This is a genomic window from Actinoplanes sp. NPDC051861, from assembly GCF_040681145.1.
Lineage (GTDB): Bacteria > Actinomycetota > Actinomycetes > Mycobacteriales > Micromonosporaceae > Actinoplanes.
Genome location: NZ_JBFAYE010000039.1, coordinates 1 through 15,140, shown reverse-complemented (window position 1 = coordinate 15,140; position 15,140 = coordinate 1). Strand labels below are relative to the sequence as shown.

At 69.5% G+C, this 15,140-nt stretch carries 13 protein-coding genes; 5 read left to right on the top strand and 8 right to left on the bottom strand.

Translation table 11 applies throughout. From position 1 onward, the window contains the following. The 3 genes from AB0M02_RS46520 to AB0M02_RS46510 all read right to left on the bottom strand — a co-directional run. A partial coding sequence (locus AB0M02_RS46520) for a non-reducing end alpha-L-arabinofuranosidase family hydrolase (RefSeq protein WP_364238959.1) occupies positions 1-773 on the bottom strand: 773 nt, incomplete at its 3' end. Between the two features lie 43 nt (positions 774-816). Next, entirely contained in the window at positions 817-2,832 is a 2,016-nt protein-coding gene (locus AB0M02_RS46515; protein WP_364238958.1) for a family 43 glycosylhydrolase, read from the bottom strand. Between the two features lie 202 nt (positions 2,833-3,034). Continuing rightward, on the bottom strand, positions 3,035-4,474 hold the full coding sequence (locus AB0M02_RS46510) for a sigma-70 family RNA polymerase sigma factor (RefSeq protein WP_364238957.1): 1,440 nt from the start codon (positions 4,472-4,474) through the stop codon (positions 3,035-3,037). 165 nt (positions 4,475-4,639) lie between these two features. On the opposite strand from AB0M02_RS46510, the gene AB0M02_RS46505 reads away from it, so the two are divergent. Together AB0M02_RS46505 and AB0M02_RS46500 are read left to right on the top strand one after the other, a co-directional pair. After that, positions 4,640-5,773 carry a hypothetical protein gene (locus AB0M02_RS46505; protein ID WP_364238956.1) on the top strand — a complete coding sequence of 378 codons (1,134 nt, stop codon included), beginning with the start codon at positions 4,640-4,642 and terminating at the stop codon, positions 5,771-5,773. A 100-nt stretch (positions 5,774-5,873) separates the two neighbouring features. Beyond that, entirely contained in the window at positions 5,874-6,971 is a 1,098-nt protein-coding gene (locus tag AB0M02_RS46500) for a serine hydrolase domain-containing protein (RefSeq protein ID WP_364238955.1), read from the top strand. 7 nt (positions 6,972-6,978) lie between these two features. Here the strand turns inward: AB0M02_RS46500 and AB0M02_RS46495 are convergent, their stop codons facing one another. Genes AB0M02_RS46495 through AB0M02_RS46485 form a run of 3 tightly spaced genes read right to left on the bottom strand, consistent with a single transcriptional unit; the run spans position 6,979 to position 10,051 of the window. Further along, positions 6,979-7,539 carry an ECF transporter S component gene (locus AB0M02_RS46495; RefSeq protein ID WP_364238954.1) on the bottom strand — a complete coding sequence of 187 codons (561 nt, stop codon included), beginning with the start codon at positions 7,537-7,539 and terminating at the stop codon, positions 6,979-6,981. Beyond that, on the bottom strand, positions 7,536-8,318 hold the full coding sequence (locus tag AB0M02_RS46490; protein ID WP_364238953.1) for an energy-coupling factor transporter transmembrane component T: 783 nt from the start codon (positions 8,316-8,318) through the stop codon (positions 7,536-7,538). The genes AB0M02_RS46495 and AB0M02_RS46490 overlap by 4 nt, the downstream gene beginning before the upstream one ends. Next, positions 8,315-10,051, bottom strand: coding sequence for an energy-coupling factor transporter ATPase (locus AB0M02_RS46485; RefSeq protein ID WP_364238952.1), 1,737 nt, complete (start codon positions 10,049-10,051; stop codon positions 8,315-8,317). Before AB0M02_RS46485 ends, AB0M02_RS46490 begins: the two co-directional genes overlap by 4 nt. A gap of 115 nt (positions 10,052-10,166) precedes the next feature. Here AB0M02_RS46485 and AB0M02_RS46480 point away from each other — a divergent pair, with 115 nt between their 5' ends. After that, positions 10,167-11,855, top strand: coding sequence for an SDR family NAD(P)-dependent oxidoreductase (locus AB0M02_RS46480; protein ID WP_364238951.1), 1,689 nt, complete (start codon positions 10,167-10,169; stop codon positions 11,853-11,855). Positions 11,856-11,902: 47 nt separating this feature from the next. Here AB0M02_RS46480 and AB0M02_RS46475 read toward each other — a convergent pair whose 3' ends face one another. Both AB0M02_RS46475 and AB0M02_RS46470 read right to left on the bottom strand, forming a co-directional pair. Beyond that, positions 11,903-13,123, bottom strand: a complete 1,221-nt coding sequence (locus AB0M02_RS46475) for a calcium-binding protein (RefSeq protein ID WP_364238950.1) — start codon at positions 13,121-13,123, stop codon at positions 11,903-11,905. A gap of 114 nt (positions 13,124-13,237) precedes the next feature. Continuing rightward, positions 13,238-13,960 (bottom strand): helix-turn-helix domain-containing protein, encoded by a 723-nt coding sequence (locus tag AB0M02_RS46470; protein WP_364238949.1) that lies wholly within the window; start codon positions 13,958-13,960, stop codon positions 13,238-13,240. Between the two features lie 229 nt (positions 13,961-14,189). Here AB0M02_RS46470 and AB0M02_RS46465 point away from each other — a divergent pair, with 229 nt between their 5' ends. After that, complete coding sequence (locus AB0M02_RS46465) at positions 14,190-14,852, top strand: DUF4097 family beta strand repeat-containing protein (RefSeq protein ID WP_364238948.1); 663 nt, start codon at positions 14,190-14,192, stop codon at positions 14,850-14,852. A 19-nt stretch (positions 14,853-14,871) separates the two neighbouring features. Next, a partial coding sequence (locus tag AB0M02_RS46460) for an ATP-binding cassette domain-containing protein (RefSeq protein WP_364238947.1) occupies positions 14,872-15,140 on the top strand: 269 nt, incomplete at its 3' end.

Sequence of the window (15,140 nt, the reverse complement as noted above, 5' to 3'; positions counted from 1 at the left end):
CTGGCCGAGCCCATCTCGGACCAGTTGGTGAACAGTCCGAAGTTCATCGAGCCCCACGAGGTGCCGGTGTCGTGGGTGGTGGCGTAGACGAGTTGCCGGCCGTTGTAGGGCGCGTGGGTGAAGTCCTTCAGCGAGACCCATCCCGACCGCGGGTTGGCCAGCACACCGGTCGACGACCAGCGGTAACTCGACGGCAGGCTGCACGAGCCGCCGGGGTTCGACGGCGCCGGTGAACTGGGCGTGGTGCCGCCGACCCGGACCATCTGCCACTGCTGGTTGGCGCCGTTCCAGTCGGAGTACTGGACGATGTTGGCGCCGTCGTTGGTACCCGCACCCTGGACCTCGACGGCCTTGCCGCTGTTGCGGTTGATCAGCTGGATGTATCCGTCGATGTCCTGGACGCTGAACTGCTGGTTGGTGGAGTTGTTGTCGGTCCACTGCACGATCGAGCCGCCGTCGGCGGTCGAGAAGTTGTAGACGTCGAGGACCTTGCCGGAGTGCCGGGACTTCAGCCGGTAGTAGCCACCGCCTGAGTCGACGAACTGCCACTGCTGCTGCGCCTGGTCGTTGCGGGCCCACTGGGTGATCCGCGCACCGTCGTTGGTGGCCAGGTTGTAGACGTCGAGTGCCTTGCCGCTGTTGCGGTTGACCAGCACATACGACGCGCTGGTGTCGATCGTCGCGGCGTTGGCGGTGCTTGCGGTCACCGCGATCACTCCGCTGCCGGCGAGCAGCGTCATCGCGGCCAGCGCGGTACGCCATCGTGCTTTCATCGGTTCTCCTTGGGAACGGGTGGGACAGGCGGGGATGAGGGGATCAGGGGGTGGTCAGGTCGAAGCGGCTGACCGTGACCGCGCCACCGAGGGCCTGGGTGGCGTAGTTGAAGACACCGAAGCGGTAGCCCATGAAGAACTGCCAGGCGTTGTTGAGGGTGAACGCCGGCCCGAGCGTGGTGAAGCTGCTGCCGTTGGTGCTGTATGAGAACGTGGCGGTCCGGCCCGACCCCGGCCGGATGTCGGCGCTGACCCGCAGCCAGATCCGGCCGCCACTCACCGACGCCCCGGCCGCCTCACTGCCGGTGCCGGTGGTGGCCCAGCTCGAGTTCATGGTCAGGCCGTTGGTCATCGACACCCGGGTGGCGCCGTTGTCCTTGCGGATCCCGATCCACGCCGAGGAGTCGCGCAACATCGCCAGGCCGGCCCGGTCGCCGTTGGCCATCGACGAGTAGTCCAGCTCGATGGTCGCGGTCGACGACGGCCCCTGGATCCGGTGCGTGAGCGTGTTCCGGGCGTTGTAGAGGTCGTTCGTCACAGTCGCGGTGGACAGCCGCAGGCCGCTGCCGACGCTGAACCGGCTGGTGTCGGGGTTGTGGTTCCACTCCCAGCGGTGTCCCAGCCGGGTGCCGGTGAACGTGTCCGTCCCGATCATCGACTGGACCGTCTTCGACGTGGTGATGTTCGGCTTCGGGTACGTCGCGCCCCACCGGCCGTTGACGGTGGTCAGCACCGGCCAGTCGCCGCTCCACGTGATCGGGGCCAGCGTCGGAACCCGGCCGCCGGGGTACGCGTCCGTGAACGCCATGTACCACCAGTCGCCGTTCTGCGTCTGCACGAGGCCACCCTGGTGCGGAACCCCGCCACCGGAGATCGGGCCGGGCAGGTCGAGCAGCACCTGGCGCTGCTCGTACGGACCCCACGGGCTGGTCGAGCGCAGCACGTACTGGCCGTTGGCCGGGCGGGTCAGCCAGATGTAGTAGTAGTTGCCGCGCTTGTACATGCGTGCGCCCTCGAGGGTGCCGATGCTCGACGGTGTCTGGTAGACCGTCTGCGACCGCACCTGGGCGGTGAGGTCCGAGTTCAGCTGGGCGACGCTGATCGTGCCGTTGCCGTACGCCACGTACGGGGTGTCGTTGTCGAACAGCAGGCCGGCGTCGTAGTAGCAGTTGTTGATCCGCGCCTTCTTCGACCAGGTGCCGTCGACCGCGGAGGCGGTGTAGACGTACGTGCGGTTGAACTCGGTGCAGCCCAGCCAGTAGTACGTGCTGTTGCTGGGCCGGTAGTTGAGCGTCGACGCCCAGATGCCCTTCACGTACGCCCGGCCACCGGACAGGTCGTACGCCGACGAGTCGAAGTCGAGCCGCGGCACCGAGTGCCCGGCGTACTCCCAGTTCACCAGGTCGTAGGAACGCAGGATCGGCGCGCCCGGCGAGTAGTGCATGGTCGACGCCGAGTAGTAGTACGCGTCACCGACCCGGATGATGTCGCCGTCGGCGAAGTCCTGCCACACCACCGGGTTCGTGAACGTGCCCGTCCCGGGTGTCGATCCGCCCAGCTTGACGAGCTGCCACTGCTGGTTGGCGCCGTTCCAGTCGGCGTACTGCACGATGTTCGCGCCGTCGTTGGTTGCCGCGCCCTGCACCTCGACGGCCTTGCCGCTGTTCCGGTTGATCAGCTGGATGTAGCCGTCGATGTCCTGGACGCTGAACTGCTGGTTGGACGCGTTGTTGTCGGTCCACTGCACGACGGCGCCGCCGTCCGCTGTGGACGCGTTGGAGACGTCCAGGACCTTGCCCGAGTGCTTCGAGCGCAGCCGGTAGTAGCCACCGCCGGAGTCGACGAACTGCCACTGCTGCTGCGCCTGGTCGTTGCGGGACCACTGGGTGATCCGGGCGCCGTCGTTGGTGGCCAGGTTGTAGACGTCGAGTGCCTTGCCGCTGTTGCGGTTGACCAGCACGTACGACGCGCTGGTGTCGATCGTCGCCGCCGAGGCCGGGGAAGCGACGAGCAGCGCCGCACTCAGGACCATCAACAGGATTGACGCACGAACTCTCATCGCAGACTCCAGGAATGGGAACGCTCACATTCGTGGTCGCGATATTGCCAGACGATTTCGGGCGCTACAAGACGTCAATATGTTGGTAAGCATCTTCGCAGCTCAGGGCACGTACGACCCGCTTTGTCGGACGCTTATAACACTTTTTCGCGCTGATTTAGCGCGAACATTTCTGTTATACGAATGCGGACTGTTGAGTCGGTCACCCAGCGAGCGGCGAGCGCACCACGAAGGAGCCGTCGGCCCGGAAACCGGCACTGCCGTCGGACTGGTCGACCCACAGTTCGTCGCCGCGGTGCCGGAGGAACCATCCGGGGTAGTTGGACGCCTCCAGCGTCACGGATCCGGCGGACTGCCCGGCCCGCGGGCAGAACGTGGCGTCGCCGCGGAACAGTGCCGTGCCCTGCTCGGGGTCCATCCGGACCCGCCAAGACGAGTGCCGCAGGTAGCGGCCGTCGGCGACCCGGAACGAGAAGCATCGCGGATCGGCCAGGCCGGCGACGGCCCGCAGCGTCGCCTGTCGGCGGGCCGTCACGGTGTTGCCGGGGCCGACACTCGTGAGCAGGCCGAAATCGCCGGCCGCCGTGACGAACCGGCCACCGGCGTTCGCCGACTCCAGCGACAGCGATCCGGTCCGCATCAGCGCGCTCGCCGCGACCGAGGGCGTCGCCGCTGTTGTCGTGGCCCGCACCGGTGCCGGCGCCGCGATCGGGGCGGGCGGTGCGGGCCGGGACAGCTCGGCGGCGCCGACAGCGGCCCCGGCGGCGAGTGTTCCCGCCGCGACGGCCGACACCACCGGATGGGCGGCCGCCAGGGCGAACACCCCGGCGACGCCGCCCGCCGCACCGTCCGTCGCGCTCTTGGCGAGGATGACGGCCGTCAGCGTCGCGGGCACCGGGAACAGGACGAGACCCGGCAGCAGGCGGTCAGCCGGCAGCAGGTCGCGGGCGGCGCGGGTGCAGACCGGGCAGGTACGGACGTGCCGCGCCAGCCGCTTGCGCCAGAGCGGGCCGGGAACCCCGTTCCAGTCGCTCAGCGACGGGCACAGCGGCCGGGCGTCCAGGGCGGCCACGATCGTCCGGCTCAGGTCGAGCTGGGTGCGCATGCGCTGAATCCGTACGCCCGCGTGGATCACGCTGATGCCGAGGGTCTGCGCCAGCTCAGCACGGGTCAGCTGGCCCGCCACCTCGAGCCACCACAGCGACAGCAGCGACTGGTCGTCCGGGTCCAGCCAGCGCCCGGCCCGCTGCACCTGCCGGCGCTGCGCCGACAACTCCACGCGCAGGTGGGTGACGCCCTCGAAGCCGGCACCGGCGTCCGGGATCTCGGCGGCCTCGTCGAGCGGCGCGGTCTGCGCCGCGACCCGTTCCATCCGGTGCCGATACGTGCTGACCTGGCGCAACGCGATGGCCGCCAGCCATGGTCGGAAGGCTTCGGGCGTACGCAGGGACCGCAGCTGCCGCAGCGCGCGCAGCATGATGTCCTGCACGATGTCGTCGACGTCCGGATGCCCGTCGAGTGCCTGCCGCACGATCGTGTAGACCATCGGCAGATGCGCCGCCACGAGCCGGTCCAGCGCAGCACGATCACCGGCCTGAGCAGCCCGCACCAGGACGGCGTCGTCCGCCTGAACAGCTCGCATGTTCCTGGACTGTGAAGCACCTCGATCCCCCGCGTCAAGGAGCCCGCGCGGCCGGAACAGGGGCGATGCCGAGCGGCAAGTCGCCATGAACACGTCCATCCCCTTCGAGGACGTGATCAATTTCCGTTCTCTGCAATTCAGCGCATCGCCTCGAGTGGCTGGCTCGTGACCGGGCGGCCGTACACCGCCGGCTACGCCGACCTGCAGTTCGTTCCGGCGGGCTCTGCCGTCGCGTCGCGCCAGACACTGCTGACGACCGGCACGTTCCAGGGTGGCCTCGCGGAGCTGGCCTGGTCAACGGGCGGCGATCTGCTGGCGGCGATCACCACCTCGACCCTGGGTGTGGAGTCACTGTGGGTGCTCGACGAGCCCGCCCGCGATGCGACGACGATCAGCCTGAGCGCTCCGGCCGTCGGCACGCGCGGCTCCGCACTGACCGTCACCGGTGCGGTCGGCGGTGGGATCCCGATGGGGACTTCGCTGTCGGTTCGGCGTACCGATGTGGAATCGCCGGACGGCAAGGAACTCGCGCCGGTCACCATCGGCGAGAGCGGTGCCTTCAGCTTCACGGACCAGCCGCCGGCGGGCGGCACGGTCAAATACACCGTTTCGTACGCAGGTGACAGCGCTCACCGGCCGTCCTCCGCAGCAGTCACGGTTGCGGTCTCCCGCGTCACGCCCGCGCTGACCCTCACCTCGAACGGCACCGTCCACGCGTACGGCTCCACGGTCACGCTGACGGCACGTCTCGGCAGCACCCACAGCAACCGCACGGTGGAGCTGTGGGCCGATCCGGCCGGCGCTGACCAGGGGAACCGGCTGCTCAAACGGGCCGCCGTGGACGGCGCCGGAAACGTGACAGCAGCCCTGCGCCTCACCCGCAACACGACGGTCACCGCAACCTTCGCCGGCGACTCCCGGTTCTCGGCGCGGTCGGTGAAGTCCACCCTGCTCACCCGGGTCGCGGTGACGACGGCCGTGTCCAAGCACTATCGGACCGCAGGCGGCTACCACTACTTCCGCAAGACCAAGCACCCGGTCTTCACCACGACGATGACCCCGAGTGCGAACCGCAAGCAACGACTGATCTTCGAGTACTACTCGGCGGGGAAGTGGCGTGCCTGGAAGGTCAGCACGCTGCCCATGAGCCGTGCCGGGAAGTCCGTTCGCACCCTGAAGGGAACCCACAGGACCGGTGTGAAGTACCGCGTGCGGGCCGCTTACCTGTCGGGCACTTCGGGGGACAGCTTGAATTACACGACGTACGGAGCGTGGAAGTACTTCACTTTCCGGAAGTGACGGTAGCCCTACCACCGGTCGGGTAGCTGCCGGGATAGGAACCGCGGGCTCCTTCGAGAAGGGTCGATGGGGACATCTGATCCATCTCGAAGGAGCTGTCATGTTCAAGCGTTCAGCGATCGCCGCGGCCGTCGCGGCCGCACTCGCTGTCTCCGCGATCGCCCCGCCGGCGAGTGCGGCAGGGGCGAACCCGGTCAAGCAGGAGCTGTCGCAGCTGGTGTCGGAGCACGGGTTTCCCGGCGCGCTCGCCACCGTGACCGGCCGCGACGGCAGGGTTCGCAAGCTGACGGCGGGTGTCGGTGAGCTGGGTACCGCCAAGCCGGTGCCGGCGGACGGTCAGGTCCGGATCGGCAGCAACACCAAGACGTTCGTCGCCGTCGTGGTGCTGCAGCTGGTCGGTGAGCGCAGGGTGCGCCTCGACGCGCCGGTCGAGCGGTATCTGCCGGGGCTGCTGCCGGACAAGACGATCACAGTGCGGCAGCTGCTGCAGCACACCAGCGGCCTGCCCAACTACACCGAGTACCTGAACATCGACGACCTCTCGCTGCGGTACAAGCACTTCGAGGCGCGGGAGCTGGTCGACATCGCGCTCGCTCATCCGGCCACGTTCCCGCCGGGTACCGGCTGGGCGTACAGCAACACCAACTACACCGTCGCCGGGCTGCTGATCGAGAAGGTGACCGGGCGATCGGTGGCCTCGGAGATCGACAAGCGGGTGCTGCGGAGGATCGGGCTGCGGCACACGTACTTCCCGGCGCCGTACGAGACCGGCATCCGCGAGCGGCACCCGCACGGCTATCTCTTCGACGCCGAGGGCAAGCCGCTGGACATCACCGACCTGGACCCGTCGTGGGGCGGGGCGGCCGGGCAGATGATCGGTACGCCGTCGGACCTCAACCGGCTCTTCACCGCGCTGCTCGACGGCAAGCTGCTGCGGCCGGCCGAGCTCGCCGAGATGCAGCGGACGGTTCCGGCGGACCTGTGGCCGGGTGTCCGATATGGTCTCGGCATCATCAGCATCCCGCTGAGCTGCGGCGGTCTGGCCTGGGGCCACGGCGGTGACATCCCCGGTTACGAGACCAGGGGCGGCGCCACCACGGACGGCCGGGCGGCGACGGTCGCCGTCACGACCCTGCCGACCGACGAGGAGAAGGCGATGGCCGTGATCGACACGGTCGACACGGCCCTCTGTTCCTAGAGCGTTCCTAGAGCGAGGCCTCTGATCGTCGCCGGGCCGGGGCGATGCCGCGGGCGACGCCCGTTGCGGTCAGCCGCCCGGCGACGATCAGGCCGAGCCACGTGAAGAACACCGCGCTGGCCGCCATGAGGCCGAAGAACACCGCCTGCACCGCGACCGCCATGTCGTCGATGTTGAAGTACGTGTACGCCGTGATCGCGTAGAACGTCTCGAAGGCCAGCGCGGTCACGTAGTAGAGCCAGGGCTTCCAGATCCGGTAGAGGGTGACCAGGAAGCCCAGCTCCAGCGCCACACCGACCATCAGGTTCGTGACGATGGCGTTCGGCCCGGCCGGCGTCGGGATGTTGATGATGCCGGCGATCAGCATGGTGAGCACCGCGGCGCCGGGCCGGCGCAGGACGGCGAGCGCGACGACCGGCCCGAGCAGCCAGACGCCGAGGAACGCCGCATACGCGAGCGGCACGGTGGGTGCGATCGCGGCGGCCACGAAGTTGGCCGGCAGCAGGAGTACGCCGGTGGCCGCACCGATCGCGGCGCAGGCCATCAGGAAGCGGGTGGTCAGTCTCATCCGAGGGCTCCAGAAAGGTGAGGGACGGCGACGAGGGGCACGAGGAGGCAGACGGCGAGGAACCAGGCGGCCAGGACGGCGTCGCGGGCCCGCAGCGGAACCCGATGACGTTCGGTACGGGTGGGAAACGCCCCGAAGCCCCGCGCCTCCATCGCCAGCGAGACCCGATCGCCGTGCCGGATCGCCCCGGCCAGCAGCGGCACGGTGTACCCGCCGTACCGGCGTACCACCGCCACCGGACCGCGGCCGCCGTCGACACCCCGCACCCGGTGCGCCAGGCGGATGATCTCCAGGTCCCGGCGGAACCGGGGCACGAACCGCATCGCGGCCAGTCCCGCATAGCCGATCCGGTACGGCATCCGCAGGTGCGCGATCATCGAGCGGACCAGGTCGGCCCCCTCGGTGGTCAGGCCCGCGATCAGCGCCAGCAGCATCACCGAGGTGACTCGCAGGCCGGTGGCCAGCCCGGTCTCCAGCGCACCCGACCAGAGCGTGAACGGGCCGATCTCCAGCAGCGGCGTGGTGCCGTCGACCTTCGCGGGGTCGGTCCAGACGCCGAACGACACGGTCATCACCGCGACCAGCAGCGGCGGACCGGCGATCACCCAGGCCAGGGTCCGTCCGGTGAGCCGGCCGAACGCCAGCAGCATCACGAGCGCGACCAGCGCGAACAGGGCCGGCGTCCAGAGATCTCGGGTGCCGATCAGAACGATCATGGCGGGCACCGGCGCGAGGACCTTGACGACCGGGTTGTAGGAGCGAAGATCCAGCACACTCACGTCGCCGACTCCAGGGTCTTGCGTGACACCGGCAGGTCGGCGAGGCGGGTGACGGTCCGCCAGGCCGGGTGGTTCGTGAGCGCGCGAGCGGCCTGTGCCATCGGGGGCGGGCGCAGGGCGGCGCGGTCGAGCAGGTCCGGATCGGCGTAGATCTCGGCCGGCGTCCCGTCGGCGATCACCTGGCCGTCGCCGAGCACGATGACCCGGGTCGCGTACTCGGCGATCAGGTGCATGTCGTGGCTGACCACGACGACCGTGGTGCCCGCGAGGTGCAGGGCGGCGAGCAGGTCGAGCAGCTCGGCGGCGCGCTCCCGGTCCTGGCCGAAGGTCGGCTCGTCGAGCACCAGGACGCGCGGGCGGGTCACCAGCGCGGCGCCGACCGAGAGCCGTCGCTTCTGGCCGCCGGAGAGCAGAAAGGGGTGCACATCGCGGAGTTCGCGCAGGCCGAGGCGGTCGAGCAGCTCGGCGACGCGGGCGGTGATCTCGGGCGGCGGCACCTTGCGTACGCGCAACCCGTACGCGAGTTCGTCCTCGACCCGACCGGTGATGAACTGATGCTCGGGGTTCTGGAAGACGAAGCCGACCCGCTCTGCCAGCAGTCGTGGATCGGCGCGGGCCGGGTCCAGTCCGGCGACGTCGACGGTGCCGCGGCGGGCCGGCACGACACCGGCGAGGGCCTGCGCGAGTGTCGTCTTGCCCGCTCCGTTGGCGCCGGCGATCGCCACGAACTCGCCGGCGGCGATGGTCAGGTTGATGCCGCTAAGGACCGGAACTGACCCGTGGCGGACATCGAGGTGCTTTGCGCGTACCTCCGCAGGGGTTTGAACGGCCTGATCAGAAACGGCCTGGACCGGCGCGGGAAGGGTGGGCACCGCATCCAGCGCCGTGGCCAGCTCGCCCGGCGTCAGCGGAAGCGGATCGAGCCGGATCCCGGCATCGCGGAGCCGCAGCGCGGCGAGCGTCGCCACCGGGAGCCACACGCCGAGAGTGACCAGCTCATCGACATGATCAACGATCGTGGAACGGGCCGGCCCGTCGAGCACGACCGCGCCCGACGCATCCAGAACGATCACCCGGTCGACGAAATCGATCGCGGCGTCGAGGTTGTGCTCGACCAGCAGGACCGCACGGTCGCCGCGGCCCGCGATCTCCCGCAGCACCCGGTAGACGTCCTCGACGCCGGCCGGATCGAGGTTCGCGGTGGGCTCGTCGAGCACCAGCAGCGGGGTGCGAAGTGCCAGCGCACACGCGATGGCCAGGCGCTGACGGCCACCGCCGGAGAGATGATCAGGGTCGTCGGACCGGCGTTCCCAGAGACCGACGCGGCGCAGCGCGTCCTCGGCGCGGGCCAGCACCTCGTCGGCGGGCAGGCGCAGATTCTCCGGACCGAAACAGACCTCGTCGAGAACAGAAGCAGTCACGATCTGAGCGTCAGGATCCTGGAAGACCATCGCGACATCCCTGGCCAGATCCGGCACGGTCGTGTCCCGGGTGTTCCTCTGTCCGATATGCACACTGCCGTCGAGGTGCGAGCCGATGACGTGCGGGATGAGGCCGTTCACGGTGAGCGTGAGCGTCGATTTGCCGCAGCCGGACGGGCCGAGCAGCAGCACCACCTCGCCGGGGCGCAGCTCGGCGGAGACGCTCCGTGGCCGGGCCGGACCGAAATCGACAGCGCCGGTCTCGTCGTGCACCTCGTGGCGCACGGACACATCGGAGAGACGCAGCAGCATTCGCTTAGGATAGGCATACCTCATTACGTGCCAGCATCATGACCGCGGCCATCCGAGCGCGCCCGAGCCCCGAACCCCCTTCACCGGACGGATTGAAGGCGAAGGGGAGTCCGAGATGATCGGGTTGGTCGGCGTTGTCGTGCTGTTGCATCTTCTCGGCTTCGGGATTCTGTTCGTCTTCCCAGCCGGAATCGCGTTTGTCGCCTATCTGGTGGGAGTGCGGCGAGGCTTCGACCCGCCGAACGCCGCGGTGGCCAAGGAGTCACCGGGCGCGGCGGTCTTCTTCTCACTCGGCTACGGGATCGCGGTGTTCGCGCTCGCGCTCTTCCTTGCGGTGGGATTCGACAACCTCATCGAGGTGTCGTGGGCGGGAGTCTTCCTGGGCGCTCTCTCGATCGTCGCCGTGGTGGCGGCGATCGGGGCGCTCGTGGCCAAGCGGCCCCCGCCTCCCGTTCCGCAGTGGGCGCGCAAGTCGTGGCAGTTCGCGGGCGTCGGCGTGTTCTACGCGTTCGGCTCCAGCGTGCTCATCGAGGTCGGACTGCTGGTGCTGGCGGCCTCGGCCGTCCTGCCCGGCGCGCGGGCCCGTTTCCTGGCCGGCGTGATCGCGCTGCTTGTCACGGCGGGTATGGCGATGTCGCAGACGGTGCAGTCGCGCTTCACGGTCCCCGCCAAGCCGGCGCGGTTGGCGGTCGCGGCCGTGACGGCCGTGGTGGCGTTCATCGCCAGCATGATCCGGTTGCCGGACTTCGCGGTCGATCTGCCCGACTTCGGTGACGGGTGGCTGGGCAGGCTGGCCGACCTGATCTTCGACAACTTCGGGCTCGTGCTGCTGCTGATCCTGGTGGTGATGGCGGTCGTGGCGTTCCGGCGGTACCGCAAGAAGTCGGACGGCGCCCCCGCCGCCTCCCGGCCTCCCGCCGCCCCGAAGCAGCCTGCCGCGGCCTCCCGGCCCGCCCCGGCGCCGCGGCCCGCCCCGGCACCGCGGCCCGCCCCGGCATCGCGGCCTCCCGCCGCCTCGCGGCCCCCCGCTCCCGCTCCCGTCGCCCCTCAACCCGCGCGCGGTTCCGGCGGCGGTGGGCGGTTCGGCAGGCGCAAGCGCGACGAGGCGGATGCCGTCACGCCTCAGCCCGCGTACTACGGGCGATCGAGTGCGGTGGCGCCGGTCGTCTACGAACAGGGCGTAGCGGCGTTCCCGGTCAGCCCCGCACCGCAGCAGCGGGTGGTCGCACGCGCCTCGGCTTCGGTCAACACCACCCAGCTCGCCATCGTCACCGGGGCGGGCGCGGGCCTCGGCCGGGCGATCGCTCTCGGTCTCGCGGCCGAGGGATTCGGGATCCTCGCGGTGGACCAGGACGGCGAGAGCGCCGCGGCCTGTGCGGTGCAGATCCAGGGGTACGGGGTACCCGCGCTCTCCCTGCCCGCGGACGTCCGCGACCCGCGGTACTCCGACCGGATCATCGCCACCTCGAGCGAGTGGGGCGGGCCGGCCGTGCTGGTGAACTGCATCGGCGGTGGAACACTCGACTCCGCCTCCGCGATGCTGCTGAGTCAGCTGATCCTGGAGCCCATGCGGCGGCGGGGCGGCGGCGCGATCGTCAACGTCGGGCGGGGGGACTCCGGCGTGGTCACGTACACAGCCGGCCTGGCCGGACCGGCGACGAGTTTCGGTGTGCGCGCCATGTGCGTGACCACCGACGAGGCCCGGAGCGCTCCCGCCGACGTGGTGGCCGTCGTCCTGGACCTGATCCGGCAGGGCACCTCGGGCGCCGTCGTCAACATGCGGCGACCGGTGCAGGCCGGCTGATCGGACTGGGGGTGCGGCCCGGTGCTCCCGGGCCGCACCCGCGTCACTCAACGGCGAGCGGCCTCGAGCCGCTCACGGGCGTCGACCAGCGCGGCCGGGATGCGCGCGGACGACCGGAGGGCACTCGCGCCTGTCGTCTCGGCGGGAATCGCGTCCAGCTCACAGTTGGCCTTCGTGGCCGCTGCCAGCGCCAGGCAGACGTCGCCCTCGACGTGGTCGCCACCGTCCAGCTTGTCCAGCGCCTCGACGTTGCCGAACGGCTGGTCGTTGGCGTCGACGTCCTCGCCGACGAGGATGTCGTCGCCGGCGTCACCGAAGATCGTGTCGTCCCCGTACTCACCGAACACGGCGTCGGTGTCGGCACCGCCGCTGATCCAGTCGTTGCCGTCCTCGCCGGAGATGATGTCGACACCGGCATCGCCATAGATCCGGTCGTCGCCGAGACCACCCAACACGATGTCCGTGTCAGCGCCGCCGCTGATCTGGTCGATGCCGTCCTCGCCGGAGATGATGTCACCGCCGGCCCCGCCCCAGAGCCGGTCGCCCCCGGAGCCACCCAGGATCTCGTCGGTGTCCGCTCCACCGTCGGCAGTGTCGACGCCCTCGTCACCGGCGACGAGGTCGACGCCGGCCTCGCCCCAGAGGAAGTCGTTGCCCGTGCCGCCGTAGAGCTCGTCGTTACCGGTACCGCCGGCGAGACGGTCCACACCGGTGTTGCCGTTCAGCTCGTCGTCGCCGGCTTCGCCGTACTCGGAGTCGTTGCCGTCTCCGCCGACGATGAGGTCGTTGCCGGTGCCACCGTAGAGCCGGTCCGCCCCGGCCTGGCCCCACAGCGTGTCGGTGCCGGAGCCGCCCAGCAGCGTGTCGACACCCCGGCCGCCGGAGAGCCGGTCGTTGCCGGAGCCGCCGTTGGCGGTGAGGGGCACCGCGGTGTTGTTGTAGACCGTGTCGTTCTTGTCGCCGAGCGAGACGCTGAGCTTGGCGGTCTTGGCGGACGTCTTGCACTTCACCGTGCGCTTGGTGCCCTTGACCGCTTTACAGCCCTTGCCGGGCTTGATCGTCACCCGGTCGCTGATCGTCACCGTCCGGCCAGAGATCGAGATGTTCACCTGATTCACCCGGCCGGTCAGAGCGGTGAACTGGACCGTCGACTTCCCGACGACCTTCGCCACGCCTGCCGAGGCGGCCTGGGCCGGTGCGGCGAACAGGAGGGTCGTGGACGCCGCCGCCGCGACGGCGGCCATGATGCGGCTATAGGACAGGGACATTCAGGACTCCCGTGTTGATCTATAAGCACTGTGGACACGCAGGTCATCAGGCTTGTACGCAACGGGACGGTACCGGCCCGTCGAGAGTCCAGCAAGATCAATAAAACGGGCCTTCTAGTGCTTCTCCTCGGATTTCGTGTAGAGGATCTCGCGAGCCTGCTCGGCGGCGCGCACGATGTTCTCCGCGACGAACTGGACGAAGCGGGAGACGTTCTCCAAGCGGGCGGCGGCCGGGGTGTCCGGGCCGAGGACGGCGACGCCCTGTCGTGCCGTCTCGGCGAACTGGAAGTTGGCCTTCGCCCCGGCGATCATCGACTGGTAGAGCGCGTCGTCGTCGACGAAGTAACGCTCGCGGCGGCGTTCGTCGTGTTCCCGGCGGATCAGACCGAGGCCGTCGAGCAGCGTGATCGCCTTGGAGACCGTCGCCTTGCTGACCTGAAGGCGCTGGACCAGCTCGGCCGCCGTGAGACTGCCCGCGTCAGTGGTGTAGAGGCAGGTCAGCACCTGCGCCGTCATCTTCGGCAGGCCGGACTGCATGAGCACGGCGGTGAACCTGTCCTCATACTCCCGGACGGCCTCGAGGTCCCGCCCGTGCGCCTGCGCCAGCACCTGCGCGCCCCGGGGGGTGGCCTGCCGGCGCCGGTGGGCGCGGCGCTCAGTGGCGTGATGCGCGAGGTCCGCGCGGTAACCGGTGGGCCCGCCGTTGCGCATCACCTCGCGCGTGATCGTCGAGGTGGGGCGGTCCAGCCGGCGGGCGATCTCCGCATAGGCGAGCCCGTCGGCCACCCCCAGCGCGATCTGGTGCCGTTCCTGCTGAGTGAGCCTGCCTCCCGGCATCGCCGTCCCCTCTCCACGTCTCTCCACCCGATGCGCCGAGCATAGCGTTCATTTTCATTCCATTGCAACGTCCTCTCGAATGATCGTTGCATTGAATTTCTATCCATTGCAATGAAATACTGCCTGTGAGCTGCACTTTCCGCATAGATACGCAACATGCCTGTTGCTCAGTTTCCGAACGCAACGTAGCGTTTCGCACATCGGAAACAACGAGTCACGGGAGAACGAGATGCACACCTTCGCCACCACCGCCCCGATCACCGCCGTCATCGACATCCCCGCCGGCCGGGTCCAGCTGGTCGCCGCGGACCGCGCCGACGCGACCGTCGAGGTCCGGCCCGCCGACGCCACGAGGAGCCGCGACGTCAAGGCCGCCGAGCAGGCCACCGTCGACTTCACCGACGGCGTCCTGCGCATCGCGGCCGCCACCGCCAACCAGATCCTCGGGCCCTCCGGCTCGCTCGAGGTCGTCGTCCAGCTGCCCGCCGGATCCCGCGTCCAGGCCAAGGCGGCCGGCGCGGACGTCCGCGGCGCGGGCCGCTTCGGCGAGGTCGCCTTCGAGGGTTCACAGGGCGACATCAAGTTCGACGAAGCCGCGGGCGTCCACGTGCGCACCGCCGCCGGCGACGTCACCGTCGGACGCCTCACCGGCTCCGCCGAGATCACCACCAGCAAGGGCGACATCGAGATCACCGAGGCGACCGGCGGCAAGGTCGCGCTCTCCACCCAGTCCGGCAACGTCACGATCGGCGCCGCCTCCGGGGTCTCCGCGTCCCTCGACGCCGGCACCGGTCACGGACGCGTCACCAACAGCCTCAAGAACGACGGCGCCACCGTGCTCGACATCCACGCCACCACCGCCTACGGCGACATCGTCGCCCGCAGCCTCTGAGATACGGAGAGAACCTGTCATGACGAACTTCGCCATCACGGCGTCCGAGCTGCGCAAGTCCTACGGGGACAAGGTCGTGCTCGACGGTGTCGACCTGTCAGTGCCGGAAGGGTCGATCTTCGCTCTCCTGGGTCCGAACGGTGCCGGTAAGACGACGGCGGTCAAGATTTTGTCGACGTTGATCTCGGCGGGCCCGGAGTCGGGCCGGGTCGAGGTGGCCGGGCACGATCTGGCCACGAGCCCGCAGAAGGTGCGGGGTGCGATCGGGGTGACCGGTCAGTTCTCGGC